The organism is Rhodopseudomonas sp. P2A-2r (genome assembly GCF_026015985.1).
In the GTDB taxonomy this organism is placed as follows: domain Bacteria; phylum Pseudomonadota; class Alphaproteobacteria; order Rhizobiales; family Xanthobacteraceae; genus Tardiphaga.
Genome location: NZ_CP110389.1, coordinates 4,967,688 through 4,992,354 on the forward strand (window position 1 = coordinate 4,967,688; position 24,667 = coordinate 4,992,354).

A 24,667-nucleotide genomic window follows, 5' to 3' on the forward strand; every position below is an offset into this window, starting at 1 on the left:
GTGACAAAGCGGCCACGCAGCCGGCAGACTCAGCCGCGCCGGATCAGCGGCTGCGTGCTCTTCAGCAGCGCGACCAACTGGCTTTGCTGATTGGTACGGGTCTTGCGGAAGATGTCATTGAGATAGAAACGTGCGGTGCTGAAGCGAATGCCCTGATGGATCGCGGCATCCTTCAACGTCAGACCTCTGGCAAGCCCCGCTGCAAGCCGGGCTTCAGTGGGCGTAAGTTCGAACAGTTTGCGGGCGTGATCTTCGAAGCCGCTGGGCAACGCCAACGACATCTCGCGCAGATAGATGACGGCGTGCCGCGGCTGCCCGCCCCGGGATACACCTTTGCCCACCGCCGGCCCGACGCTCAGCACAATATCGATGCTGGGATCGTCGGCCTCGCCGGCGCGAAGCAGAAGATCACCACCAAGACCGGGCGCGACATCGTTATGAACAGCGCATGTGTCCGCGACGAGCTTCTGCAGGGTAACCGTGCTTCTGGCATCCGCTGTTGCCAGCACGCGAGATTTCGCCCGCAGCGGACTTCCCTGGCGCATCAGGATATCCTCGGCTACCTCGTTCATATGCACGATACGCAGATGGGCATCGACGAGCAGCACGCCAAACGGCAGGTGCGCGTAACTTGACGCCAACATCTGCGCCGATTGAAATCTGCGGCCGAGCTCGGCCGCGCGTGCGACGTGCTGCCCGACGAATTGCAGCAATTCGGCATCAGCGGCGTCAAAGGCCCGCTGGTTGCGCCCGCGCTGAACGTCGAGGAACCAGAACGACGGGCCAAATTCCAACAATTTGCTACCGAGACCGCTATACATATCCTGCGGCGCCATCCATTCATTCCAGAAGCGGCTGCGCCGCAAGACGTCATTGCCGATCAATTCGCTATCGCTGTAAATCAACCCGACCGGAGCGGCCTCCAGCGCACTGGTATAGATGTCGGACCGCCCCGCATGTTCCTCGATATAGCGACGCTGGAACGTGGGATCAGGATTTGCGTTGATGACATCGGTCGGCACAAGGTCCGGACCGCTCCGGACGAAGCACGCCGCGGAGCCATGGAACATGACGCGAACTTGATCGATAGCGACCTGCCACTGCGACGGCTCGAAAGCTGCCGCGTAAATCATGTCTATAACGCCGAACAAAAGTTCAGGTCTGATCAATGTCATATCCAGTTTTTTGCACTGAGATTATTGGGGCCGAAGAAAGCCCCATGTCTATTCTTGTTGCAGTTCAGTTCTGAAATTCGTCTGTAACCGTTGCCGTGCGACGCGAGACATCAGTTACAACTTCACCACGTTGCTCCCGCAGCCAAACGGAGAGCCGGACCAGGCGCGACGCCGTTCAAAACGCGAGTACAGCACATCAACCGTTCGGTGGAGACATCGCGCGTGCGAACACTTCATTTCGGATTTCGGATGCTTTTGCCTCCCATGATCCGTCGAGCAGCTCAGGTATCCAAGCCCGAACCTGCACTCACAACAGCCCCTTCGATAAGAACCCACTAAATATCCAAATGAGGTCCAAAACAAGCCACGTCTTTAAATTTCCGCCGGTGGAGAGAATAAGGAGGAAGAGAAGCCCGTTGGGGCTGGTGGGGCGTCGCCGCGTTAGTCAACAATGGTCGAGCAGGAAGGCATCGACGATCGCCCGGTCCGGGAAGGCATCGAAAACACCCCAGGTGCTGGCGAGAACGGCACCACAGGCGCTCGCAAAGGCCATGACTTCTTCCCGGGGCTGCCTCTCAGCCAAGCTTACCGCGAGCCCTGCTGCGAAAGCATCGCCCGCTCCCAACGTATCTATCGCGATAACCGGAAAGCACGGCTGGTGGAGGGGCAGGTCCCCGCTGCGGCAGAAGACGGCGCCTCCCTGCCCCAGTGTCACGACGACGATCGCGGGGCCCATCGTCATCACGGCTTCGGCGAAGGTTTGGATCTCTGTAAGCCCATGAGCATCAAAAGGTGATCTGCTTGCTCCAGCCAGATCCGAAGCCATATCTGCAGCCTCACTCGCGTTGAGGACCAGGATGGTTGTCAGCGCGAGAAGCCGATGGTCCAGTTTACGAAACGGAGAGGGATTGAGAAGCGTCGTTTTGCCCGCTTCGCGCGCGATCTCGAAAGCCGCGATGATTGGCTCATCACCAACCTCAAACTGCGCCAGAGTTATATTTGCCTTTGAGATGGCAGCTTGCTTTTCACGCACATCGTCCGCGCCAAGGCGCCCATTCGCGCCCGGAAAAACTGCCAGGCAATTCTCTCCTTGAGCATCGATGAAACCGATGCCCGCGCCTGTTGCACCAGGAAGGCGGCGGAGCATCTCACCAGGGAGCCTGGCGCGTTCCAACGCTGGCACCGCAAGCCCGGACAGCATATCGTCGCCAACCGGCAGGACCCCGTCCACGTTGGCGCCTAATCGCCTGCATGCAACGGCAAGGTTGAAACCCTTGCCGCCAGGCTCCAGAGCAAAGGCGTGCGCCGTCAAGGATTCGCCGGGTTTGGGAAGTCTCTCGACCTTGGCGGCACTTGCAGCGACAAAACTACCAACGACAAAGAGATGAATATTGCTTCGCATGGACCGTCCGTAGATTGATTTGGCAAGGATAATTGGTGTAACTCTCCCGTTGTCAGGTTATTTTTCCTTCAATGTTATAACGGTTATGTAGAAAATTGAACGGCAGCAAAATTTCCAAGCCAAAGCCCAAGAGCCTGATTGATGTTCTCAAGCTCCGCGAAGACACGGCGATGCCGCTCTATCGTCAGCTTGAAGAACAACTTGCAGCAATGATCGAGCAAGGTCGGCTGGCTCCTGGCGCGACGATGCCGGCAGAACGCCACCTGGCGGCTGAATTGCGCTTGAGTCGGACCACAGTGCAGCATTGCTACGATGCGCTACGCAAACGGCGGCTGCTCGCCGCTCACGGTCGCCTCGGATACATCGTTCAGAAGCCGGAAACCGTTCTTGAGCCGGGCATGAACCGCCTGAAGGGCTTTACTCAGGAGATGAAAGAGCTCGGCCGCACGCCCTCGTCAAAGATTTTGGAGCGACAGGCTGTCAGCGACCGATTGATCGCATCCATCTTCGGACTACCATCGACAGCGCGGTTTCTGAAGCTCGTCCGCGTGCGTCTCGGAGATGGCATCCCCCTGTCGCGCGAGGTCGCGTGGTACAGCCTTGATGCCTGCCAAAGCCTAGAACATGCCGACCTATCAGGTTCGGTTTATACTTATCTCGCCGAGCACGGCGCCCCGCCGGATCATTGCGAACAGACGATTGAAGCAACTTCGCCCGATCAGGAGGAGTGCTCGATATTCGGCTTCACCGAGCCACTGCCCTCACTGCTGATCAAGCGCCGCACCTATGATCCAACCAACCGGATGCTGGAATATGTCGAGGGCCTGTTCCGCGGCGACAGCTATGCATATCGACTGAAGATGAAGATCTAGGAACGCTTGCAGACCGGTGCTTGCGGATTTCTTGCGTGAATTCTAACTTTCGTGAGATGCGAAGAAAGGCCCGCAATGCCAACAGCCGGCTCGGTAGCTTCAACTCGTCCACGCGACGAAATCCGCGATGGCCTGCGCGATATTTTTCCGGCCGCCGTCGCAGCGATCCCGATAGGTCTGTTGTTTGGCGCACTGTGCGTGGGAAAGGGACTCTCGCCGATAGAAGTCGCATTGATGTCGGCCACGGTCTGTGCCGGCGCCGCACAGTTTGCCTCAATCGAGATTTGGGGGCAGCCGGTTCCCGTCGCGGCGATCGTGCTTTCCACCCTTTTGGTCAACCTCCGCAACCTGCTGATGAGCGCGTCCCTGGCGCCGAAAACTGCCTCTTTCACAACCTTGCAGCGGCTGCTCGGGTTCTACGTCCTGTCCGATGAGAACTGGGCCCTGAGCGAACGGCGCGTCCGAGCGAAACCACTGACCCCAGCCTATTTTCTCACGATGGGCGGGGTTCTCTACACAAATTGGGTCTTCTGGACCACGCTTGGTGCGCTTGCTGGCGCGTTCTTGGGAGATCCTCGGCGCCTCGGTGCCGATTTTGCGTTTACGGCGCTTTTCATCGGCCTTATCGCCGGCTTCTGGAAGGAAAGAGCACCGCAAGTGCTGTGGTTTCCAGTGCGGTTGCCTCGGCGATCGCGTTCGTGACCATCGGCGCGCCATGGCACGTCCTGATCGGGACCATCGCAGGCATTGCGGCGGTTTATGTTGCCGCTCCCGAGCAGACGCCATGAGCGTCTCCGCGTCGACCATTCTTGCCATCGTCGGCATGGCTATCGTGACATATGCCACGCGGATCGGCGGGATTTTCTTTGCAGACAAGCTTCAACTCAAAGGCAGAGCCAAGGTGGCATTCGACGAGATCCCCGCGGCGGTCCTCGTATCCGTCATCGCCCCAGCGGTGCTCACGACCGGACCGGCCGAAACAGTCGCTGCCTTGATAACGATACTCGCCGCGCGGCGACTGCCTTTGATCGCGGTCGTCATCGTTGGAGTTATCGCAGTGGTCGTATTGCGGCTCGTCGTGAACTAGGCGGCATCGGTTGCGGACGTCGTCCTCCGTCAATGACCCATCACGATATGCGCCAAGAATTGTCGCGCTGTGTCGCACGGCGGTAGATCACCATGACCAATGCGGAGCTTGATGCCTGGATGCTTCCGAAATTTGAGATCCTTCGGGACGCTGTGCGCAAAATCTCGATGGAGTGGAAGGTCAACAGATCGAAGTATACCACCGTCGATAATTTCATGCTCGCGACTAAGCCGCTGCGGGATCGCGCCGAGCGGGTTGCCTTCAACGTTTCCCTTATGGATTCGGGCACGCAGGCCAGCGCTGACATGAAGGCGCGCGCAGTCGCTTATTTAGCGACGGGCAACTGGGACGCTTTGCTCGATGAAGACGCCGCTTCAAGCGCCCTGGCGATGGAGCAGGCAGCGTAGCCGCCGATCAACCGACTACGGAAATGCCTAGCAGATTGCCGAGCACTTTTCTTTGGACTTGGTCAGGATGACGCGCGGTCTGGAAACTGACCTTCTTTCCTACTGCATTGTCATTTCACTCGGCGAAGGTATCCGGCCGGCATGCTCTGTCGGGGAAATTCGAAGATCGATCCGGGCAATCGATAAGTAATCCACCAAGGTAGATTCTTGAGAAATTCCACCATGACCCCCCGGCCTTAGGTAACTAAAAGCCGGTTGTGGCAGACCACCACGCCCGTTTCAAAGGGCAGATACTGGCTTTTGCAAGATTAGGACGGCCGATCGGCAAGGAGCGGTCGACCAAAGCGGCCCACAGATCCCACAGCGTTCATTCGATGGATATTAGACGAAATTTCGAGACAGCTGCTAAGCCATTGAAATAATTGGTGCTCCCTAGCGGAATCGAACCGCTGTTTTCGCCGTGAGAGGGCGACGTCCTAACCGCTAGACGAAGGGAGCGTGGGCGTAGCCAATACCTTGCAAAGACCGCCTCTGCAAGATGCCATTGGCGGCTAAAACCCCTGGAAGGCGGAAACGATGCCGGGAGCTTCCCCGGCACGCGCCTAGGGCTCGCTGGCGAAGCGCATGATGCCGGCCGGCTTCAGCGTTTTGGCGTCGTAAGTGCGGATTTCCATGGAACCGGCCACGTCCAGCGTCAGCACCAGCCGGTCCCCGGCCACGGCGGTGGAGAGGATTTTGGTGCCTTTCGGCAAGGTGGCCGTGGTGGTCGCCGCGGCCGTGGTGCTTCCCTCGGCCTTGAAAAGCTTGTAGCCGATGACCACGAGCAGCGCGCCGACGCCGATGGCGGTGGTGAGGCCGGCAATCAGCATCATTTTCCGCACCCGTGCCACCAGAGCTGCGGTTTGTTCGGGATGCGGATCCGGCGTAACAGGTTCGGTCATGCAAAACTCTTTGACTCAGGAAGCGGCGGGAATGAACGATCGACGGCTGGACGTCACGGTATTGGGCGACGAAGGCTCGATCCGGCTCGATCGGGTGCTCGCCGTGCGCAGCCCGGAGCTGTCGCGCTCGCGGCTGAAGGCGCTGATTCTCGCCGGTCAGGTCACGATCGGCGATACCCCCGTTCGCGACCCCGCTTATCATGTGAATGCCGGCGATACGATCACAATCGACGTGCCGCCATCGGTTGCACCGGAGCCGGAAGGCGAGGATATCGCCCTCGATATCGTGTTCGAGGACGACGACATCGTCATCATCAACAAGCCCAAGGGCCTGGTGGTGCATCCCGCCGCCGGCCACGAGACCGGCACGCTGGTCAATGCGCTGATCGCCCATTGCGGCGCCACCCTGTCGGGCATTGGCGGCGTGCGCCGGCCGGGCATCGTGCACCGCCTGGACAAGGACACCACCGGGCTGATGGTGGTCGCCAAGAACGACGCTGCCCATAAATCGCTGACCGAGCAGTTTGCCGACCACGGCCGCACCAACGAGATGCGCCGCGGCTACATGGCCTTCGTCTGGGGCGTGCCGAAGCGGCTGACCGGCACGGTGGATGCCCCATCGACCGCCATCCCCATGCCCGCGAGAAGATGGCGGTGCGCGACACCGGCCGGCAGGCCGTGACCCACTGGGAGGTGACGGAAACCTTCAACGACCGCCACGGCAAGCCGGTGGCGAGCCTTTTGGCCTGTCAGCTGGAGACCGGCCGCACCCATCAGATCCGCGTGCATATGGGCCATATCGGCCATCCCCTGATGGGCGACAGCGTCTACGGCCCGCACTTCAAGACCAAGGCCAATGCGCTTGGCCCGCTCAGCCAGCTGGCGCTGTCCGACCTCGGCCGCCAGGCCCTGCACGCCTACATGCTGACCCTCGAACATCCCCGCAGCGGCGAGATTCTGGAGTGGCTGAGCGACCTGCCGGCCGATCTGGCATTATTGCGGGATCGCCTGAGGGCGACGGAATGACGCAGATGCATCAAAAAGAGTTAGGCAATTCATAAGCTTATGGCGGCAACACCGGAACGTGACAGGGAATTCACTTCCACTACGCCCGTAGTTCAGTGTATGTTGCACCTGCGTTGAATATCCAACGCGGAACTTCGCAGCGCGGGCGGCTTTAACAAAGCGACCGTCTGCCTGGCCCGCCGCTATCGGGGGCCTGAACCACTGGAGGGCGCGAAATTGGCCCGTACAGCTACACTCCCGGTTCTCAACGGAGAATCCGGACTTTCTCGCTACCTCGCCGAGATCCGCAAGTTTCCGATGCTGGAACCCCAGCAGGAATACATGTTCGCCAAACGCTGGCGCGAACATGACGATCGCGACGCGGCGCATCACCTGGTGACCAGCCATCTGCGACTCGTGGCGAAGATCGCCATGGGCTATCGCGGCTATGGCCTGCCGATTTCCGAAGTCGTCTCCGAAGGCAACGTCGGTCTGATGCAGGCGGTCAAGCGGTTCGAGCCCGAGAAGGGTTTCCGTCTGGCCACCTACGCCATGTGGTGGATCAAGGCTTCTATTCAAGAGTATATTTTGCGGTCGTGGTCCCTTGTCAAAATGGGAACCACCGCGAACCAGAAGAAGCTGTTCTTCAACCTGCGCAAGGCGAAGAGCAAGATCTCGGCGCTGGATGAGGGCGATATGCGCCCCGACCAGGTCAAGATCATCGCCAAGCGACTCGGCGTCACCGAGCAGGACGTGGTCGACATGAACCGCCGCCTCGGCGGCGATGCGTCGCTCAACGCCCCGATCCGCGACGACGGCGAAGCCGGCGAATGGCAGGACTGGCTGGTCGATCACACCCCGACCCAGGAGGCCGTGATGGCCGAGCACGAAGAGCTCGATCATCGCCGGCAGGCCCTGAACGGCGCGATCGGCGTGCTCAACCCGCGCGAACGGCGCATCTTCGAGGCGCGTCGCCTCGCCGACGAGCCGATGACGCTGGAAGACCTCGCCACCGAGTTCGGCGTGTCGCGCGAACGCGTCCGCCAGATCGAGGTGCGCGCCTTCGAGAAGGTGCAGACCGCGGTCAAGGGCACCATCGCCCGGCAGGAAGAAGCAACCTTGCACGCCGTGCATTGAACGGCGCAGCGATCACGAATGACGAAAAGCCGGCAGCAATGCCGGCTTTTTTATTGCGGGGCTTGACCGCAAAGCGCGGAGCACGCGCACCATCCGCCGCTGACAGATCTTTCGACCCGAACTGAAGAGAACTCTATGTCGAAACACATGTCGCACGGCTTGCGACAGATTCTGTCGCACCGCGTGGCACGGAGCCGTTTTTTCTCGTTTTGACTTGGAGGTGTTTCTCAAAACCCCTTGTGCATCAGCACTTTAGGGGTGGTGGGCGCACCAGGGCTCGAACCTGGGACCCGATGATTAAGAGATACCTTATTCGCCATATCAATCAATAGCTTACGTGTCGCACTACGGGCCTTTTCCGGCGCTTTCCGGCATTTGTCGCACGGCTCAGTGCGGCGGGATTTTAGGGCTGATGGTGATCCAGTTGGCCAGCACCCAGCCGAAGCTGCCGCCCATCAGGAGCAGAAGCCCCCAGATCCAGCGACCGAGCGTTTGCGCGCCCATCGCGCGCTGCTTGGCGTTGTCGAAAGCCTCGACCGACGGCTTGATTGCCGTAATGTCGAGAATGGCGATATCGACCTTGCTGGCAAGGCCGGACACCTTGTCGCTCAGATTGTCGAATTTCTGATGCAGGTCGCGGCGCCCCTGCGAAGCCGCGGCCTCCTGGCTTTGCCACGTCTGCAGCATGCTTTTGACGGTGCTTTCCAGCCCGCCGATCGTCCGGCTCATCTCGCGCAAGGCGGCTTCATTGCTCCCGTCGGTCACGTCCGGCCTTTCGCCAGGCGCTGCCGTTGATTGGCCTGGCACGTTCGCGTGGCGGTGAGGTTGGTGTTGGCCTCATCCAGTGCGACAACGTATTCACCGACCGCAAGTTTCGGATCGATCTCGATCGAGACGTCCGGCGCATCGACATTCTGCGCCAGCTGCTCGCAGGAGCGCGAGATCTGAACCGAGGTGCTAGCGGGGGCGGCGGGTGAGTGAGCGCAGCCGCTCAATATCGTCAGCAGTGAAAGCACACACGCCATCCGGGCGGCCGGCATAGGTCTTGCGGTAATCATCGAGCTCTCCCTTGATCGCCGCAGCTCGCGCCTCGGCCTCTCCCTTCAGGCGTTCGGCGTCCTGCGCCTGGGCCTCCTGTTGCTCCAGCTGGTTCCGCGACCAGTCCAGTTCGGTCTTGAGGCGCGCCGTCTCGGCGCGCTCGTCCGACAGCCGGAAGCCGACGAACAGGAAGAACAGCGACAGCGCGACATAGCCGACCGCGCTGGCGAGCTTCATCCAGTGGTCGATGGTCGGGATCCAGCGGATCAGCGGAACATGGCTGACGACGATGGCCGCCAGCGCGATGACGCCGACCACGGTCAGGACCGGGTCGGACGTGGCGATTTTCCAGAACAGCTCCGCCAGCATCACTGCACCAGGCTGCGGCGGTAGATGACGTAGCCGCAGCCGGCCAGCGTCAGGAAGACGCAGATGACCGCCAGCACCTTCCAGTCCGTCAGGAGCGGCACCAGCGACGTGACGCCGATGCCGCCCGTCACCTGCGCGATGCGGCTCTTGGCGAGGCGCCACAGCGCCGGAATGCCGCCGGCGCTCTCGTCGGTGTCGCGGGTGCCGATCGGCGCGGCGTAATCGGTGCCGGGAGTGACCGGCGCCAGCTCGTCGCCACCGCCCTCGCTTTCGTCGCCGTCCGCAGGCCCGGCCTCCTCCATGGGCGCAAAGGCCATCGCCTTCGACACCATCACGCCGGCCATGTCCTTGCGAAGCTGCTCCAGCGGGAACAGCGGATTGGTATCGACCTTGCGCCCCGGCGAGATCAGCCAGTGCGTCAGGATGTCCTTGATGCCGTAGGCCGCGCAGATCCCGGCGCACAATTCGCGGACGGCCCGCACCTGGGCGTCGCTATAGGCCAGCCAGTAGCCTTCGCCATGCGCCGCGGTCTTGCGGTAACTGACCGACAGCGACGGGTCCTTGTTGGTGTCGTAGGTGCCGACACCCTTGTAGACGCCCTCGGCGATCTTCTGAAGCTTGCCGGGGTTGATGATCTCGATGCCGATGGAGAAGCCGTTGAGCAGCGGGCGGCCGGCCCAGATCGATTGTCCGGCATGCCACGCCTTGACGTTGAACGGCACCAGCTGGGTGATCAGGCCGTCGCGGCCGATCACCACATGCGCCGATACCTTGCTGGCGGGATCGGTCAGCCAGGAGATCGAGCCGCTGTCGTTGAGGCCCGATGCCGTGTCGTGCAGCACGATGTATTCCGGCACGAGCTTGCCGCCGACGTTGGGGCTGGCGTTGTAGGGCAGTGCCGCGCCGTTGCGGTAGCCGCGGCCGTTCTGGATCGAGATCATGGCAGAACCTCAATGGTGACGGGACCGACGCCGGCGGCGACCAGTCCGAGGGAGCGGGCAACGCCGAGCGACACGTCGAGCGTGCGCGGCGGCTTGAAGGGGCCGCGATCGTTGACGCGGCAGGTGGCGGAATGGCCCTGATAGGTCACGCGCAACAGCGTGCCGAAGGGATGGGTGCGATGCGCGCAGGTGCGGCCGAGCGGGTCGAAGCGCTCACCATTGGCGGTGCGGCTGCCACTCTCGTAACCGTAGTAGCTGGCGACGTCGCCGGCGCGGGCCGGCGCGGCCACCAGCAACCCCATGATCAGACCGATGGTGGATGGAACATGCATGCCCTGCCCTCTCGCTATCCGCGAGAATGCGGCAGGCCAGGCAACGTCAAGCGTGCATCACGCTGCGGGCATGCCGAGCAGCGCGCGCAGTCCCGCCACGCTCAGGCCGGCGGCCTCGAGCTTCTGCAGCGGCGTCGGCTCCGGCGGCGCCGTCGGGGTCAGCACCCCCTCGATTTCCCCGATCGTCGGCTCGCCGCCGATCGCATCGACAAACACCTGGCTGCCATCCGGCATGTCCAGCGGGCCGTAACGGACGGCGTCGGGGGACTGGTCGCTGGCCGGGAACTCCGGCGGCGCGTCGCGGTAGATGCAGCGGATCCGGCTCATGTCGCAAGCTCCGAGATTTCCAGATAGGAATTCAGCGTACCTCCATAGAGGCTGGCATTGAACGTCAACGTTCCCGCGCTGCTTTGACCGGCCCGCACCTTGAAGGTTGTCGATACCGACAGTCCGGCAAGCTGACGGTGACTGAGGTTCATGACGCTGAAGTTGTTGGTGTTCGCCTGGGCGAGAGCGGCGACCTTGAGGGCGTTGGCGACGCTGTCCTGATAGAGCGCCAGAGACAGCGTCTGACCTGCCGTCGAGGTGAACATGATGCCCTGCGCCTTCACATCCAGCAGGTTCGCCGCCGACTGAGGCGTGTAGGCTTTCGCCATCACCTGATCGCCTTCGGTGTTTTGCGGAATGGTATTATCGACCGGCACCAATGTCGTCCCGGTCACGACCGTTCCGAGGTCGATGCGCGAGCCGCCGATCGTGGCACCCGGCAACGGGACGCCGGGCCCGAACAACTGACTGCGCGTCGGCGCCGCGGACCATGTGCTGAGCGCGGCCAGTCCGGTCTCCCAGCTGAGATACCCCAAGGTGGCATAGGCTTTTGCGGTCACAGCGGTACCGGTATAGATCACCTGCGCGCTGTCGGCGGCGCCCGCGCCGCCTTCGGCCGTGGACGACGCAATGCCCCAGCCACCGAGCGGATAGATGTCGGCGCCGGACAGGCAGTTGATGGCGCCGAGCCGGAAGGTACCGGCGTCGTTGAAGCCGACGATCCAGAGCTTGAAGGCCGTGTTGTTCGCCAAAACCCCCATGGAGGAGCCGGACGAGATGGTCAGCGATGTCGCCGCAGTCAGGCTCATGACGACGAAGTCGCCGGTCCCCGGCGTGACATTGCGGATGACCACGAACACGGGATCCGCAGCGGAAGGGTCGGCACCGGCCAGCGTCTTGATCGCCACCGTCAAGGCGCTGCCCGCGACCGACGGCACCAGCGTGCCGTTGATCATGGCCAGGCCTTGCGAGGACGCCGCCAGCGTCTGCGCGGTTACGGCGCCGGCGGCCACGGCCGCGCCGGCCGTGGCCGACAGTAATTTCCAGCGGCTGTCGGTTGCGTCGTAGCGGATGGTCGCCGACTGCTTGGCGGCCAGCGTCACATCGGCGCCGAAGTCGAAGCGGTTGGCGGCCGACGATCCGGCGTCGGCGTTCTTCAGCACCAGCGGGTTGGTGCCGACATTGATGATGGTCTTGATCGACCCCTCGCGCGGATCGACAAGCCCGGTGAGATTGCGCGAGGCATCGGTCGAAAGCCGCAATGCCGTCGCCACGGTCAAATTCGTCGGCGCATAATCGTTGGTATTGGCCGCGATCTGCGCCGGCGCAATCACGCCGGTCAGCAGCAGCTCCTGCGGGATGGTGGCCAGTTTGGTGCCGCCGGACTTGCGCATCCAGCGGCTGTCGGTCGTGGAATATTGCAGTTCGATCGACCCGTTCGGCCGCAGCACCACGTCGCTCTCGAACAGAAAGCGGTTGGCCGCGGTCGAGGACGCCGAGGCGTTGGCCAGCGTGATATCGAAGCCGCCGCGGTTGATCAGCGTGATGCTGCGGCCGAACGCGCCGAGCGCCAGGCCGGTGATGGTGCGGGCAGCGTCGGAATTGAGCAGCAGCGTCTCGGCGATCTTGAGATCGGTCGGGCTGTAATCGTTCTGGTTGGCCGTGATCTGCGCCGGCGACACCGGATAGTCGTAACCCCATCGCTTCATCAGCAGGCCGCCCAGCGTGGCGCCGTCGCCGACGCGGATGGCGTTGAGCGTGGTATCGAACGCATATTCCGCCAGCAGCGGCGTGAACGAGGCTTCGAGATAGGCCCGCGTGTTGCGGATGTGCTGTCGTCGCGTCGCCATCAGGCCACCCCATCGTCGATCGGCCCGCTCTCGGCATCGCCCGCGATGCCGTCATCGGGATTGTTGAACAGAGAAAGCACGGATGCCGCATAGGCCTGCGCCTTGCGCGACCAGTGGTAGGCGGAATATTCGGCGGCTTCGACCGGCGTGTTTTCGGCGGTGTCCGACCACGCCTGCGCCTTGTCGCGCGCGGCTTCCGCCGAGATCTCGTAGCCCAGCGCCGCCAGCGCCGAGGCCGCGGCGGCGGCGGCCGACGCCGCGCACTGGGTCACGTAGTTCTGCAAATTGAGGATGCCGGTGACGGTCAGCACATAGACCTTGGTGGCGAGATCCTGGTCGTTGACCGGATCGGCCGCCATCACGCGGCGCGGCCGGAAATCGACCACGTCGTCGGTCGTGAAGAACGGCCCGACCGATCGCACCACGCGGGACTTCAGCTCGGCCAGGATGCGGAAGCTGCGGTCGAACAGGACGCCGTGCACGGTCGCGTTGAAGCGCTGCAGGTTCGTGAAGTCGGTACCCTGGACCGCCTCGGTATCGCGCTCGAATACCAGCGTCACGGGATTGGCGCCGGACGCCGCCGGCAGGCTGATCGGCGTCGCCGTGACGTTGCCGGCGCTGTCGAGCGACAGGTTGTAATGCACGGCACGGCTCAGCGGCACCGGCAGGCCGTCGGCGTCCAGATAGCTGACATCGACATCGGCGATGCGCTCGGCCGTGAAGCCCGGCGTGAACGCCGTCTCGGCCCCGGTCCAGAGCAGTTCTGCATAAGCGGCTTCGGTTGGCACGGTCATGCCAAGGAACCTAGCGGCAGATGGCGGGCGTCAAGCGTGCGCTACCCCTACTGAGGTCCCATGATGGCGGCGAAGTCCGGCGCGCGGCGGGCTTCGGTCTGGCCCGGCGGCAGCCAGTAGCTCTGGCCCCAATCCTTCTTGGCCTGCTGCTCGATGCGGTTGAAGCGCTCGCGGGCGCGCGGATCCGCCATCAAAGCGAGCTGGTCGAGCACGCTGCGCTGGAACGCCAGCCGCGTGAACCACAGCGACGAGCCGGGGATGTGGCGGCCGAGCGCATAGAGCGCGTCGCCGGCGAAGTGCGTGTCCTGCCCCTTGCCGGCCTGCTGGATGTTTTTGATGACGAAGTCGCCGAGGATGCTTTCGGCGGAGGCCGCGAGCGGGCCGGCCAGCGTCGCCGCCCAGGAGTTGCCCTGCTTGGTCTGGTCCAGAAAAAGTATGTCGCCGAACACGCCGAAGCCGCCGCCCTGCAGCGTCGCCTTGCCCCAGGCGCGCAGGCCGTTGCCCGTGGTCGGATCCATCGACAGCGGATCGCGGCCATTGGCCAGTTCCTTGGTCTGCATCGAGACGGCGCCGAGCGCGGTCATGGCGGCAAAGGCGATGGCCGAATGCGCCAGGCGCGTGCCGTCCCAGCCGCGCGCGGTCGCGCGCGAAAAATGCATCATCACGAAGGTCGCCGGAAACGACCGGTACATGCTGACAGCACGGCGAGTTTCGCCGCCGAGCGATCCGGGTTTACTGTCGCCGATCATCATCGCGCGCGTCACCGGATCGCCCTCGATGACGGCGTAGTCCATCTCGGTGTCGATCATGCGCTGCAGCTTCTCGGCCGCCGATCGATGCGCCGCCGTCTCGCCTTCGGCGATATCCATCGGTCGGATCAGCATCGCCTTCGGCCGCGGCTCGTGCGGCTCGGTCGCGCGGATCAGGTTCCAATCGGTATCCGCGATGCCGTAGCGGCCGAGCGCGCCGCGGAATTCGTCGGTGAGATCGGCGAAGGGCAGCGCGCGCTCGTGCGCGACATGCGCCATCATCTCCAGCCCGAAGGCGCCGCGCAGCATCGCGGTCCAGCGCCGCAGGCCCGACGCGCGGATGTTGGCGCTGGAGAGCTTTTGCGCCAGCCCGGTGCGGATCTCCTCCCCCATGATGCGGTCGGTTTGCCCCGCCGCATGCGCCAGACTGTCCATCACCAGGCCCTGCTGCGCGATGAAGGTCTCAGAGCCCTTCTCGACCATCATGTCGGTCGCGCGCTTCAGCGTGTTCATCACCGGCAGGCCGTTGAACCGCGCCACCATCGCCAGCGAGCCCGGATCGGTGAAGGACGAGATGATCGCGGAGCCGAGCTGGGTGGCCGACAGCCAGTGACGGGCGTCGGCCATCGCGGTCGCGAAGGTCGTGTTGACCGGCGTCTGGTTGGCGCCGGTGACCTCGGCATAGAGATCGTCGAAGAGACGCTTTTCCAGCTTCACCCGGCTTTCGATCCCGCGATTGGCCTTGACGGTATCGGCGATCTCTTTGGCGGTCGCCTTGTCGTCGGCCTTCACCGCCAGCCGCGCCGCCTCACGGTCGAACAAATTGTGGATAAAGCTCTTGGTGGCTTCCGGGTTCGGGCCGAGCACCCGCAGCGCGGCGATGTCGTCGGCCATGCCCTTGATGTGGTTGGTCATGGTCTCGAACACGCTCTGGTGCGTGCCGACCGCGTCCGCCACGGCCTGCCAGCTCTCCGCATCCTTCCACGAAAAGAACCGCGCCATGTCGCGCTGGTTGGCGAGCATCGGCCGGCCGGAGCGCGCAGCCGTGACCGCGCCTTGCGGCCCGTCGATGATGTCAGATGTCACGCTGTCGAGCAGCTGCGCGAAGCGCGCATCAGACATGGGCTTGCCGGTATCCCAATCGAGCATGTCCCTACGATCGACATTGTCGCGCACCAGCTGGCGGAAGCGGTCAGCGCCGAGCGCGCGCGCCTTGGCGGCATCGATCGACGGGTTCGGTAGCCGCCATGTCTGGCGCTCGCCGAGCGCCCCGCCGGCGGCGCGGTACTGGTCGGCGAGGCTTTTCGCGACTTCGCCCCAGGCCTTCGCCGCGGCGGCGGCTTCGGGCTGCACATTACCGTCTCCATAGATCCCGCGCAGCACGTCGAGCTCGCGCGTGGCTTCCGGAGAGAAGCCGAGTTTCTTTGGACGCAGATATTCGATGGCGTCGGCGAAGGTGGAATGCGCGACGCCGCGGATGTTGCGGGCAAGGTAGTGCACGTTATTCCAGATCGAGATCTCGAACGGGTCGCGCGCCAGCAGTGAGCGCACCGCAAAGCCGATCGTGGTCTGATCCTTCCCCAGCGTCGGCGGCGCCTTGTTGCCGAAGCCGAGATCGCCCGGCGTCTCGCGCAGGCGTATGACCTCCGCGTCATAGGCAGCGGTCGCGCGCAGCACGTTGGATTGCGCGATGATGCTGCCGCGGGTCAGGTCCGCCTTGCGGGCGGCTTCCGACGTCGCAATCTCGGCGGCGTCGATCGCCGCCTGGCGTGCGCCCGCGGCATCGCCCAGCGTCTTCTGGTGTTCAGCCTCGAAGGCGTTGAGCATGTCGAGGATCGGCCGGCCAGCGGCCGACGTCACCTTCCCGGCGGAGATCTTGCGCACGAAGCATTTGCGGGCGGTCAAAACGGTACCTCCTCGGCTGCGCCCGCGATGCAGGCGTTGAGTTCATCGGCGGCACGCGCATCGTCTTCAACCTCGCGCAGGGCGTCGGTCGCCTTCAGGGTGCGCGTGGTACCGTCCGGGTTCTGCAGGGTGATCTCGAAGTCGCCGCCGGCGTCTTCCAGCGCGCGGGCTGCGTCGGCGGCCAGCGCCTGGTCGCCTAGCTTGCGCGACGCTCCAGCGCCGTCGCCAGCACTTCGTGCCGCTGCGCCATCTTTTCCGCTGTCGCCTTGTCCGGCGCGTTCGGCTTGCCGGCGTTGGACAGGATCAGCCGAGCCATCGCGCGGTGCTGGTCCGGCGTCATCAACGTCCCATCCCGGGATTTCGGCGAGTTCTGCATCTGCCTGTCTGGCCGTGGCCAGCCTCTGGTAACGCTCGGCGTCCTCCATGATAGCACGTTCATAGGCGGACAACAGATCGGTTTCTTTCTCCTGGCGAACGATTTGTACCACCCGGTCGGCAATGGCCTGATCGACGCGGATGTCGCCGCCGCCGGTGTCGTACAGTTCCTTCTCCAGCGCGCCGACAATGGCATGAGCTTCCTGCCCGTCATCGATGGCGGCCTCGGCCGCCCGGCCATTGCGGTAGGTTTTCTGGCCCCGGCTTTCGGCGTCGAGCCGATCGAGCAGATCGTTAGGCGTGAGGCCCATGTCGGTGCGGCCGGCGCGGCCAAGCGTGCCGTTGTCCGGCCCGTCGAGATCCCGCGCGTCGAACAGATAGCCCGCTTCCTTCGCAGCCTTCAACGCATCGTCGAGTGTCGTGCCGCCCCGGCGCACCAGCGGTCCGAAGCCCGGCACGAACGGGCCTTTTTCGGTACCGAAGATGGCAGCCAGCTCCGGGTCCGGTTTCAGCCCACCTTTGGAGGCAAGGAATTCGTTGAGCGACCAGGACTGCGGATCTGCATTGCTGCGGCCGCGATTGGTTTTTTCGGCGGCGCCACATCGACGACGACTGGCGATGGCCGCTCTGCTATTTCCGCGCGGCCTTCCAGCGTGGCGGCCATCTCCGAACGTCGCGGCGGCAGCGACACCTCGATTTCGGTACTTGCGAGGCCGGCGTCGTATGCGCCGCCCTTGCGCGCGCCAGACACCCGATCGGCAGTCAGCTTCTCGACCTCGGGGTGCAGCTCGCGGAATTGCGACAGCAGATCCCGCATCTGGCGCGTGCCGAGCGAGTTGCGGACATTGCCGTACAGCTCACGGTCGCCATTGAAGGCAAACGACGAGATGTCGAGAACGCGCGCCGTGTTGCCGTCGATCGCGAATTCGGCAAATCCAACGTTGCTGCCGTCCGGCCCGTTGATCGAATAACTGTGGATATCTCCGGCGCCCTTATGGATCGTGTTCTCGCCGAATTGATCCCTCACCAGCTGCATCCGCGGCGGCGGTTCTATCCGCTCGACGCTGTCGATCCGGCGCGCGGCCATTTCGACTTCAGCCGCATGGTCGAGTTTTGCCTCTGCCGTATCTGCCGGCGCCATGACGTCGATCACGTGGTCGCGCTCGGCCAGGTCGCCGGCGGCGTGGAAATCGTCCGGGGCGAATTGCTCGACCGGGCGCACCGGCGCCAGCGGCCCGGCCGGGACCGGATCAGGACGCGCGACCGCCGCGGCGGCGGGATCGGCGGTGCGCGCAACGCCCTCCGGCGGGACGATGGCGCCCTCAACCGGCGCGGGCGCGCCAGCGGCCTCCGCAGGCCGTTCGCCGCGCAGGGTCCGCAAGCCTCTCCCTGCGACGTGGAACAGGCCGGACAGCACGCCGCCGCCGATGCCGGCTTCGAGCACGTTGGTGGCGGCGCGGCCGAAGCCGCTTTCCAGTCCCAGCCGCTCGCGCTGCGGCTCGATCACCGGCTCGATCGCCACCTGCGCCGCGGCGTTCGCTCCGGCCTCGCGGCCGATGGTTGCCAGCAGCGACGCGCCGCGGGCGGCCCCGAGTGGCGCCGTGGCGACCATGGTGGCGACGTTGACGGGATCGGCGGCCTGGCGCGCGACGCCGGCGATGAAGGCCGTGGCGACGCCGGACAGGCCATAGGTGGCATTGCCGATCTCGTCGGCGTCGGCCTCGATCTTCTGCGCCTTGCGGGCGGCATTAAGCCGGACGTCCTTCAACGGCTCGACGGTCTTGCGTTTGTCTTCCGGCAGCGTGTCCGCCAGCGATCCCAGAAGTCGGATGTCTTCCGCCTGCGTCACGCCGCTGCCGAGCCGCACACCCATCTGGGCGGCGTAGTCCTCGATCGGGCGACCCGACGCGGTCTCGATCGCGGTGACGAGATCCTGCCGCGCATCGCCGAACGGCTGGCCGACGCCGGCAATGGTGTCGAGCCCGCCGCGCTTCCACTCGCTGTCCCACACCTGGCCGATCGTCGCCGGCTGCTGGCCGCCGGTCTGGCGTGACAATTCCGCGAGATAGCCCGTGGCGTCGTTCTCCCAGCTCATGGCGCCATCCCGTCGGTTTCGCGGCGGGTCTGCTGCATGCGGTCATTGATCTCGCCGCGGTAGCCGGCGCGGCCGCGCTGATAGGCCGACAGCTGGCCTGCGGGCGCGTTCTTCAGTGCCGCCATGTCGATGACGAGCGGCGCATTCGGGACGTTCGGGTCCGGCGATTGCCACACCGGGACATCCTTGCCGCCGGGCCTTGCGGCAGCACCACGACATAGCGCGAGCCGCCCGGCTCCAGCTGGCGCAGCTGCGCGCGCGACGAAAGAAACGCTCCGCTGTATGGCTTGCCGTTGCGATCATAGGCGCCCCCAAATTGGTCGAACGAACTGTCGGTGAGATTGTCGAGTATCCCGGTGAATTGCCCGGCGGTCATGCCGGGCGGCGCGGCGGTCTTGCTGCCGTTGCGCTTGACGATCGGGCCGGCGACATCCTCGATCGCCTTCTCGATCGCACCAGTATCGGTCGCCTCGTAGAGCTGGCCGGATGCGCCGCGTCTGGAGGTGTAGAGCGCCAGCGCCGCATCGATCACCGAGCCCTGCTGGTCGGCGCTGACGTACAATTGCCCGCCAAGCTTGGCCGACAGCGCGGTCCGCACGTCGCCCATCTTGTTCTTGACGCCCTCGGTCTGCGCCAACTGCTGGCCCCGGAAGATCTCGCGCGCCAGCTCCGGCCGGGTGCGTGCGATCTGCCCGATGAATTGCGTGCCGCCGTCCGAACCCGCGACCTGTTTGAGCGTGTCGGCGTAGACGTTCTCGGGCAGCGAGGTAGCGAGTGCCTGGACGATGCGGAATTTCTCGTCGGAGCCGGCGCCGTCGTAGCGTTCTTTCAGCGCCGTCGCCTCCTCCGGCTTCAGCGCTGCGGCAGAGCCGAGATAGACCCTGGCGGACGTCGCCGCCTGCACGCCGCGCTGTGTCAGGCTGGCGCGGAACGAAGGATCATCCGGATTGGCGGACGGGTCGATCGCGACCGACGGATAGTAGCCGCCGCGCTCGCCGAGCGAGATCGGGTCGGTGTTGCGGCGCTTCACGACTTCGTCGCGCACCGCCTTGAACGCCTGCAGCTGCTGCTGCTGCGACGGCGTCACGTTCGGCGAGTTGACCATGTCGGTTTCCAGCCGGCCGATGAGGCCGTCGAGCATGGCTGGCGCCGTCTTCCAAGCCTGCTGGATGTACGGGTGCATTTGCAGCGCCTGATCCAGCGAGCGCACTTCCGCCGCAGCCGAGGCGTCTCCGCGGTCGGCAGCGGCCTGTTGTATAGAGCGATAACTTGCAATTTCGGCGGGGTCGCCGTTGAGACCCTCCTGCAGACGTTGGACCTGCGGATTGGATGAGCGGACGGCCGAGGCAATAGCCTTCAGCTGATGATCTTCTTGCGCTTGCTGCTGCGAAAGAACGGAGCCGACGCCGTTGACCGCCCGAACCTGATCGGCTGGCGATGCAAAATTGACGTCCATCGGCGCGTCGGCGCGCTTGTAGAGCTTGACGATGTAGTCGCGGGTTTCCTTGAAATCGACGACGCTGGCGAGCTGCGCCGCATTGAAGGTCGAGCCGAACTTCTGCTCAGCCAGCGCCTTCCAGCGGTCGGCGTTACCGGGCCCGGCATTGTAGGCGGCAGCCGCCAACGGAACGCTGCCTTCATAGCGCACGGCCATCTGCTGGAAATAGGCGCGACCGAGCTGCACGTTGAGCCCGCCATCCGACAGTAGGCGCGCCTTCAGGTCTTCATCAGAAAGCGCCGCGATATCAGCCCGCCCGGTCGCTCGGGCCACGTCGCGCGCGGTCGATGGCATCAGTTGCGCCAGACCGAGCGCGCCTTTCGGCGAAACCGCATCGACCTGCCCGGTTTCGTTCTCGATCTTCAGGATGCCGGCGTCAAAAATCTTGCGGGACTGATCCGGCGTCGAGATCCGGCCAACCGCCATCGCGGTGCCGGCCGGGTCCCAGACCGCCCGCGACACTAGCGCCTGATTTTGATTGCCAGCGGCCCGCTCGATCGCCTGCTGGGTGTAAGACTGCCGGGTAACCGCATCGAGCGCCGGGAACTGCGCGGGGTCCTGCAGCCGGACAAGGGCGGATGCCGGGTCTTTCTGGATCGCCGCCATTGCCTCGGCGGTCTGCAACTCCGTCGAGAATGCCTTGCCGCGCGCCACCGCGGTACGCGCGTCGATCCAGCCGGCCTGAAACGCGCGGTTCACCTCGGCGCCATATTCCTGAATGACCGCCACTTTGGCGACATCGCTTCCCGCGCTGATGGCGCGGCGCATGGCGTTATCCTTGGAGGTGTCGAGCCCGGCGACCGTGATGTCCTTCTGTTTCACCACGACGTTGTTGCGGATCGTGCCGGCGGTCTCGATCGAAGCGCGCTTCATCTGCAGCTCGGTGCGCGCGCGCAGCTGCGGATCGGAGATGTTTTCCAGCCGCGCCATTTTGGACGCTTCGAGATCCTGGCGCAGCCGGTCCTCGGACGTCGCGTAATCCGGGTCCTTGAGATATTGCTGCGTCAGCCGGTCATTGTCGTCGAGGAAGCCGGACATGGCTTCCGTCGCCTTGGTGTGCTGGATGCCATCGTTCAGCTTCTGCGCGATCACCCCCAGTTCGGTGCCGAGCGCGCCCAGCGCGGACGCCGTGCCCGTCGATTGCACCGGGGTAACCTGTCCGACCAGCCCGGGAGATCCCGGCACCGAGACCAGCGGGATTGCCGAAATGCCGGGGGTCGGCCCATTGCCGATCGTGACGCGGTCCTGATAGTCGGGGAGATCATTCGCCATCAGAAGTCCCGCCCTGCCATGGGCACGTTGACGCTTTGCGCGCCCCACGGATTGCCCTGGAATGTCCCGCCGCCGCCGCCGCCAAACGCGCCGCCGCTCGCCATGCTGGAGGCGCCGGACAGCAGCGACGAGGCGGCGCCGATCACGCCGTTGAACGCGCCGTCGTTGGACCGGGTGAACAGCGACCGGGCGCGGCCGAATTGCGAGCCGGCGCGCTCATATTGCGAGCCGGCCTTGAGCTGCGCGCCAAGCTGCTGGCCGATCGACGACACCACCTGGCCCTGCGCGCCGGCGGCCTGATTGATGATCGACGACTTGCGCGTGATGGCGTCGGCCGCCTCGACCGCAGCGCCTGCGTCAGTGAGATCGAGATCCTGCGCGACGCGGCCGGCGGTCAGCGCCTGCGTCACCAGCGGCGAGCCGAACGCCGGATCGACGTTGCGGCTGGCGAAGGTCGCGCGCTGCGTCGCCAGCGTCTGCCGGCCCTGCTCCATAATGCGGCCCTTCTGCAGCCGGGCCTTGGCATAGGCGAAATCCTCGCCCAGGCCTGCGATCTCTGCCTGCGTCGTCAGGATGCCGACGTTCGATTTGGCGGTCTCGGCGTTGAGGCCGTAGAGCTGCGCCTGCGTCAGCGAGAGCTGCGCTTCGGTCAGCGTGATGTTGCCTTCGGTAACGGTATTCTGGCCTTCGGCCTGGTCGGCAAAGGCCTGCGACGCCGCACCCGACAATTTGCCGAAGGCGGTGAGCGCCGTGGAGGCCATCGACAGTCCGATGGTGAACGGATCCATCAGTCATCCTCCTCGATCTCGATCGAGGCCACTGGCGGCGAGATACGCATCAATCGTCCTCCTCGATCTCGATGACCGGCGAGAGGCCGAGCAGGGTGAACGGCATGGCGTCGTCGCAGACGAGCTCGAGCTGCGCTTCATCGCGCACGCTGCCCTCAACATTCATGCGGAACTGCCCGGTCATCAGCGGCGGGGCGGCGTCGTAATCATAGCCGCCGGTCTCGACGATATCTTCCCAGCTGTCGCGGTCGTCGGCGATCTGCGCCGCGGTCGCGTCCGCCGGCAGCAGGTTCTCCGGGTCATAGGCGCGGATCTTTCCGCCGCCGGCGTGCAGGATGTGCACGTCGACCTCGGCGATGCGCTTCTGTTTTGCGGAGGTGCCCTGCAGATTGCGCGGCAGGTCGCGCAGATAGCCGCGTACCGGCAGGCCGACCGTGATGTCGTTGGACGGGCGATCGAGCTGGATCGCGCCGCCCACGACGATCTTGCGGTTCTGCATCGCGCCATCGGCGAAAACCGCGACCTCCTGCCCTTCGAGATGCACGAGCTGGGTGATCGTGGTCCGGGGGCTGCCGGTCACGCGCAGCCCGCAATCGACGAACCAGGCGCCTATGGCAGTTGCGTCGTCGGCATCCTCCGGCTCGAAATAATCCGCCAGCTGCTCGACATAGCGTTTGGTGACGCCGGCGATGGTGCGGCGGACGATCATGTAGACTTCGTCCACCCCGCTTTCCACGCCGGGGATGGCGGCGATGTTCTCGACGAAGAAGTTCATGCGCGGGTGGCGCGCAAAGGCGATGATCTCCTGCTCCGGCATGAAGGTGGCCGACGCCAGCGTACCGTCGGCCATCGCCATCCACAGGATACGGTGCGGGTCGCGCTGCCAGGCCATTTCGGCCACGCCTTCACCGAAGATATGGCGCGCCGTAACCGAGATCTCCTGCGTTTCCAGCAGCTGTTTCTGGCGGTCATACTTGCCGTAATGCATGCGCTTGCCGGTCTTGCCGACAAACATCGCGCCGCCATCGACGCGGACAGGGACATGCGGCGTCGAGCCTTCGCCGGTTTCCGGGAAGGCGCCGATGGTCTTCGGCGTCAGCGGATCGAACACGTTGGGACCGCGCAGCACCCACTCGCCATCTGCCGTGCCGAGGATCAGGGCACCCGACGGCAACGCCCATTTGATCTCGACCAGCGAGGCATCGGGCGCGCGCAGCCGCAGCGCGATGGCGTTGTCGTCATCGGCGAGGCCGAGATCGTGGTCGTCGGGATCATCGACCGCCGACAGCCAGATCCTGTCGCCGCGGAAAAAGCCGAGCCGCGACTTGACGAAGGTCACCAGCTCCGGCCAGCCGTCGGCTGCATTCCACGCCGGCGGGTACCAGCGGAAGCTGCCGCCGGTCGTGACACTGTCCGGAAGTCGCGACAGGATGGTGCCCGTGACGCTGTTGGCGTTGGTAAAGGCATCGATGCGAACATAGCCGTAGCCGGAATGCAGGTAGCGCCATGTCTGATAGGCATGGTTGATATCGCTCACGCCCGACGAAACGTCGCCCTCCGTATGCGTCGGCGCATTTGGTCCGGCGTCCCTGGCATCGATCGTCGTTTCGTAGACATTGCCGTTCCAGCGACGACGCACCGACACCTGTATCCCGGTCTCGGAAGCGCTCCATTCCGGTGTTAGCGACAGATCACGATCATCGATCCGGATGACGGAGCCAACCCATTCCGCCTTGAACGGGGAGCCCGCCCCGGTCAACGTGACGGCGCCAGGCAGCACGGCGCTCGCCTGGACGGTGACGGCGACGTCGAGGTTCTTGGTGCCCACCGGCCCGCTGTCCGGCGCGTAGACTGCTACGGTCCAGTCGGTATGCTCATTGCGGGTCAGCTTCTGCGGCTTCTGCAGCGAGGTGACGTACAGCAGGTTGCCGGCCGGCGCCGCGCGCAAGGAGGCCATGTCGGCTTCGACCCACGGCACCGAAAATTCGAAGATCGAGGTATTCGGGTTCTGGACAAAGCCGCCTTCGCGCACCAGGCGCGTGACACCGCCATTGATCACCAGCGTGTAGTAATCGCTAGACGACACCCGGAACGGCAGCAGCCGGCCGCGCTGCGCGCTGTCCTTGACCTCCAGCACGAAGCGCGTACCGGGCGCGCGGGTCACGACGCCCTCGACCAGCGTGACGAAGTTTTCCTGTTTCTCGAAAGCGATCTGGTACTTCGCGGTATCGGCGCGCGCGACGAGCTTCTGGCCCATCTCGCCGCCGGCGAAGGTGATACGATCGATGAGGCCACGGCCGCCCATGTC

At 64.4% G+C, this 24,667-nt stretch carries 22 protein-coding genes, 1 tRNA gene and 1 pseudogene; 6 read left to right on the forward strand and 18 right to left on the reverse strand.

All coding sequences use genetic code 11. The features are described 5' to 3' along the window. Positions 1-29 precede the first annotated feature (29 nt). Together ONR75_RS23940 and ONR75_RS23945 are read right to left on the reverse strand one after the other, a co-directional pair. Positions 30-1,169: a helix-turn-helix transcriptional regulator gene (locus tag ONR75_RS23940; RefSeq protein WP_265079438.1), complete on the reverse strand. Its 1,140-nt coding sequence runs from the start codon at positions 1,167-1,169 to the stop codon at positions 30-32. Between the two features lie 451 nt (positions 1,170-1,620). After that, positions 1,621-2,577: a ribokinase gene (locus ONR75_RS23945; RefSeq protein WP_265079439.1), complete on the reverse strand. Its 957-nt coding sequence runs from the start codon at positions 2,575-2,577 to the stop codon at positions 1,621-1,623. A 95-nt stretch (positions 2,578-2,672) separates the two neighbouring features. Between ONR75_RS23945 and ONR75_RS23950 the strand changes: the two genes are divergently transcribed. The 4 genes from ONR75_RS23950 (at position 2,673) to ONR75_RS23965 (ending at position 4,943) form a co-directional block, all read left to right on the forward strand. Then, positions 2,673-3,449 (forward strand): GntR family transcriptional regulator, encoded by a 777-nt coding sequence (locus tag ONR75_RS23950; protein WP_320109648.1) that lies wholly within the window; start codon positions 2,673-2,675, stop codon positions 3,447-3,449. Positions 3,450-3,524: 75 nt separating this feature from the next. Beyond that, a complete protein-coding gene (locus ONR75_RS23955; RefSeq protein WP_265079440.1) occupies positions 3,525-4,151 on the forward strand; it encodes an AzlC family ABC transporter permease in 627 nt (208 codons plus the stop codon). Positions 4,152-4,233: 82 nt separating this feature from the next. Next, positions 4,234-4,536 (forward strand): AzlD family protein, encoded by a 303-nt coding sequence (locus ONR75_RS23960; RefSeq protein WP_265079441.1) that lies wholly within the window; start codon positions 4,234-4,236, stop codon positions 4,534-4,536. Between the two features lie 92 nt (positions 4,537-4,628). Beyond that, on the forward strand, positions 4,629-4,943 hold the full coding sequence (locus tag ONR75_RS23965) for a hypothetical protein (RefSeq protein ID WP_265079442.1): 315 nt from the start codon (positions 4,629-4,631) through the stop codon (positions 4,941-4,943). A 423-nt stretch (positions 4,944-5,366) separates the two neighbouring features. Here the strand turns inward: ONR75_RS23965 and ONR75_RS23970 are convergent. Next, positions 5,367-5,441, reverse strand: a tRNA-Glu gene (locus tag ONR75_RS23970). Between the two features lie 104 nt (positions 5,442-5,545). Further along, on the reverse strand, positions 5,546-5,884 hold the full coding sequence (locus ONR75_RS23975) for a hypothetical protein (protein ID WP_265079443.1): 339 nt from the start codon (positions 5,882-5,884) through the stop codon (positions 5,546-5,548). Between the two features lie 31 nt (positions 5,885-5,915). Here ONR75_RS23975 and ONR75_RS23980 point away from each other — a divergent pair. Then, positions 5,916-6,910: pseudogene (locus tag ONR75_RS23980) on the forward strand (RluA family pseudouridine synthase). A 216-nt stretch (positions 6,911-7,126) separates the two neighbouring features. After that, positions 7,127-8,026, forward strand: a complete 900-nt coding sequence (rpoH, locus tag ONR75_RS23985; RefSeq protein ID WP_265079444.1) for an RNA polymerase sigma factor RpoH — start codon at positions 7,127-7,129, stop codon at positions 8,024-8,026. Positions 8,027-8,413: 387 nt separating this feature from the next. Here the strand turns inward: rpoH and ONR75_RS23990 are convergent, their stop codons facing one another. From ONR75_RS23990 to ONR75_RS24055, 14 genes are all read right to left on the reverse strand, one after another. After that, on the reverse strand, positions 8,414-8,791 hold the full coding sequence (locus tag ONR75_RS23990) for a DUF1515 domain-containing protein (protein WP_265079445.1): 378 nt from the start codon (positions 8,789-8,791) through the stop codon (positions 8,414-8,416). A gap of 192 nt (positions 8,792-8,983) precedes the next feature. Further along, on the reverse strand, positions 8,984-9,433 hold the full coding sequence (locus ONR75_RS23995; RefSeq protein ID WP_265079446.1) for a hypothetical protein: 450 nt from the start codon (positions 9,431-9,433) through the stop codon (positions 8,984-8,986). After that, positions 9,433-10,374: an N-acetylmuramoyl-L-alanine amidase gene (locus ONR75_RS24000; RefSeq protein ID WP_265079447.1), complete on the reverse strand. Its 942-nt coding sequence runs from the start codon at positions 10,372-10,374 to the stop codon at positions 9,433-9,435. The genes ONR75_RS23995 and ONR75_RS24000 overlap by 1 nt, the downstream gene beginning before the upstream one ends. Further along, the gene (locus tag ONR75_RS24005; protein ID WP_265079448.1) at positions 10,371-10,706 is read right to left on the reverse strand and encodes a septal ring lytic transglycosylase RlpA family protein; all 336 of its coding nucleotides are present in this window, start codon (positions 10,704-10,706) and stop codon (positions 10,371-10,373) included. Before ONR75_RS24005 ends, ONR75_RS24000 begins: the two co-directional genes overlap by 4 nt. A gap of 57 nt (positions 10,707-10,763) precedes the next feature. Further along, on the reverse strand, positions 10,764-11,033 hold the full coding sequence (locus ONR75_RS24010; RefSeq protein WP_265079449.1) for a hypothetical protein: 270 nt from the start codon (positions 11,031-11,033) through the stop codon (positions 10,764-10,766). Beyond that, entirely contained in the window at positions 11,030-12,883 is a 1,854-nt protein-coding gene (locus ONR75_RS24015) for a hypothetical protein (protein WP_265079450.1), read from the reverse strand. Before ONR75_RS24015 ends, ONR75_RS24010 begins: the two co-directional genes overlap by 4 nt. Beyond that, positions 12,883-13,677 carry a hypothetical protein gene (locus ONR75_RS24020; RefSeq protein ID WP_265079451.1) on the reverse strand — a complete coding sequence of 265 codons (795 nt, stop codon included), beginning with the start codon at positions 13,675-13,677 and terminating at the stop codon, positions 12,883-12,885. The genes ONR75_RS24015 and ONR75_RS24020 overlap by 1 nt, the downstream gene beginning before the upstream one ends. Before the next feature lie 47 nt (positions 13,678-13,724). Beyond that, entirely contained in the window at positions 13,725-16,331 is a 2,607-nt protein-coding gene (locus ONR75_RS24025; protein ID WP_265079452.1) for a hypothetical protein, read from the reverse strand. Further along, the gene (locus ONR75_RS24030; RefSeq protein ID WP_265079453.1) at positions 16,328-17,164 is read right to left on the reverse strand and encodes a hypothetical protein; all 837 of its coding nucleotides are present in this window, start codon (positions 17,162-17,164) and stop codon (positions 16,328-16,330) included. Before ONR75_RS24030 ends, ONR75_RS24025 begins: the two co-directional genes overlap by 4 nt. Positions 17,165-17,214: 50 nt before the next feature. Continuing rightward, complete coding sequence (locus tag ONR75_RS24035) at positions 17,215-18,801, reverse strand: hypothetical protein (RefSeq protein WP_265079454.1); 1,587 nt, start codon at positions 18,799-18,801, stop codon at positions 17,215-17,217. Continuing rightward, positions 18,798-18,926: a hypothetical protein gene (locus ONR75_RS24040; RefSeq protein ID WP_265079455.1), complete on the reverse strand. Its 129-nt coding sequence runs from the start codon at positions 18,924-18,926 to the stop codon at positions 18,798-18,800. The genes ONR75_RS24035 and ONR75_RS24040 overlap by 4 nt, the downstream gene beginning before the upstream one ends. Further along, complete coding sequence (locus ONR75_RS24045) at positions 18,914-21,571, reverse strand: lytic transglycosylase domain-containing protein (protein ID WP_265079456.1); 2,658 nt, start codon at positions 21,569-21,571, stop codon at positions 18,914-18,916. The genes ONR75_RS24040 and ONR75_RS24045 overlap by 13 nt, the downstream gene beginning before the upstream one ends. Next, the gene (locus ONR75_RS24050; RefSeq protein ID WP_265079457.1) at positions 21,571-22,359 is read right to left on the reverse strand and encodes a hypothetical protein; all 789 of its coding nucleotides are present in this window, start codon (positions 22,357-22,359) and stop codon (positions 21,571-21,573) included. The genes ONR75_RS24045 and ONR75_RS24050 overlap by 1 nt, the downstream gene beginning before the upstream one ends. A 49-nt stretch (positions 22,360-22,408) precedes the next feature. Further along, positions 22,409-24,664 carry a hypothetical protein gene (locus tag ONR75_RS24055; protein ID WP_265079458.1) on the reverse strand — a complete coding sequence of 752 codons (2,256 nt, stop codon included), beginning with the start codon at positions 24,662-24,664 and terminating at the stop codon, positions 22,409-22,411. Positions 24,665-24,667 lie beyond the last annotated feature (3 nt).

Bases quoted from the DNA above. Each gene is read 5' to 3' on its own strand.
- ONR75_RS23945 (WP_265079439.1), bottom strand. From the start codon at position 2,577: ATGCGAAGCAATATTCATCTCTTTGTCGTTGGTAGTTTTGTCGCTGCA.
- ONR75_RS23955 (WP_265079440.1), top strand. From the start codon at position 3,525: ATGCCAACAGCCGGCTCGGTAGCTTCAACTCGTCCACGCGACGAAATC.
- ONR75_RS23960 (WP_265079441.1), top strand. From the start codon at position 4,234: ATGAGCGTCTCCGCGTCGACCATTCTTGCCATCGTCGGCATGGCTATC.
- ONR75_RS23965 (WP_265079442.1), top strand. From the start codon at position 4,629: ATGACCAATGCGGAGCTTGATGCCTGGATGCTTCCGAAATTTGAGATC.
- ONR75_RS23975 (WP_265079443.1), bottom strand. From the start codon at position 5,884: ATGACCGAACCTGTTACGCCGGATCCGCATCCCGAACAAACCGCAGCT.
- ONR75_RS23995 (WP_265079446.1), bottom strand. From the start codon at position 9,433: ATGCTGGCGGAGCTGTTCTGGAAAATCGCCACGTCCGACCCGGTCCTG.
- ONR75_RS24000 (WP_265079447.1), bottom strand. From the start codon at position 10,374: ATGATCTCGATCCAGAACGGCCGCGGCTACCGCAACGGCGCGGCACTG.
- ONR75_RS24005 (WP_265079448.1), bottom strand. From the start codon at position 10,706: ATGCATGTTCCATCCACCATCGGTCTGATCATGGGGTTGCTGGTGGCC.
- ONR75_RS24010 (WP_265079449.1), bottom strand. From the start codon at position 11,033: ATGAGCCGGATCCGCTGCATCTACCGCGACGCGCCGCCGGAGTTCCCG.
- ONR75_RS24015 (WP_265079450.1), bottom strand. From the start codon at position 12,883: ATGGCGACGCGACGACAGCACATCCGCAACACGCGGGCCTATCTCGAA.
- ONR75_RS24020 (WP_265079451.1), bottom strand. From the start codon at position 13,677: ATGACCGTGCCAACCGAAGCCGCTTATGCAGAACTGCTCTGGACCGGG.
- ONR75_RS24035 (WP_265079454.1), bottom strand. From the start codon at position 18,801: ATGAGCTGGGAGAACGACGCCACGGGCTATCTCGCGGAATTGTCACGC.
- ONR75_RS24040 (WP_265079455.1), bottom strand. From the start codon at position 18,926: ATGGCGGCACTGAAGAACGCGCCCGCAGGCCAGCTGTCGGCCTATCAG.
- ONR75_RS24045 (WP_265079456.1), bottom strand. From the start codon at position 21,571: ATGGCGAATGATCTCCCCGACTATCAGGACCGCGTCACGATCGGCAAT.
- ONR75_RS24050 (WP_265079457.1), bottom strand. From the start codon at position 22,359: ATGGATCCGTTCACCATCGGACTGTCGATGGCCTCCACGGCGCTCACC.
- ONR75_RS24055 (WP_265079458.1), bottom strand. From the start codon at position 24,664: ATGGGCGGCCGTGGCCTCATCGATCGTATCACCTTCGCCGGCGGCGAG.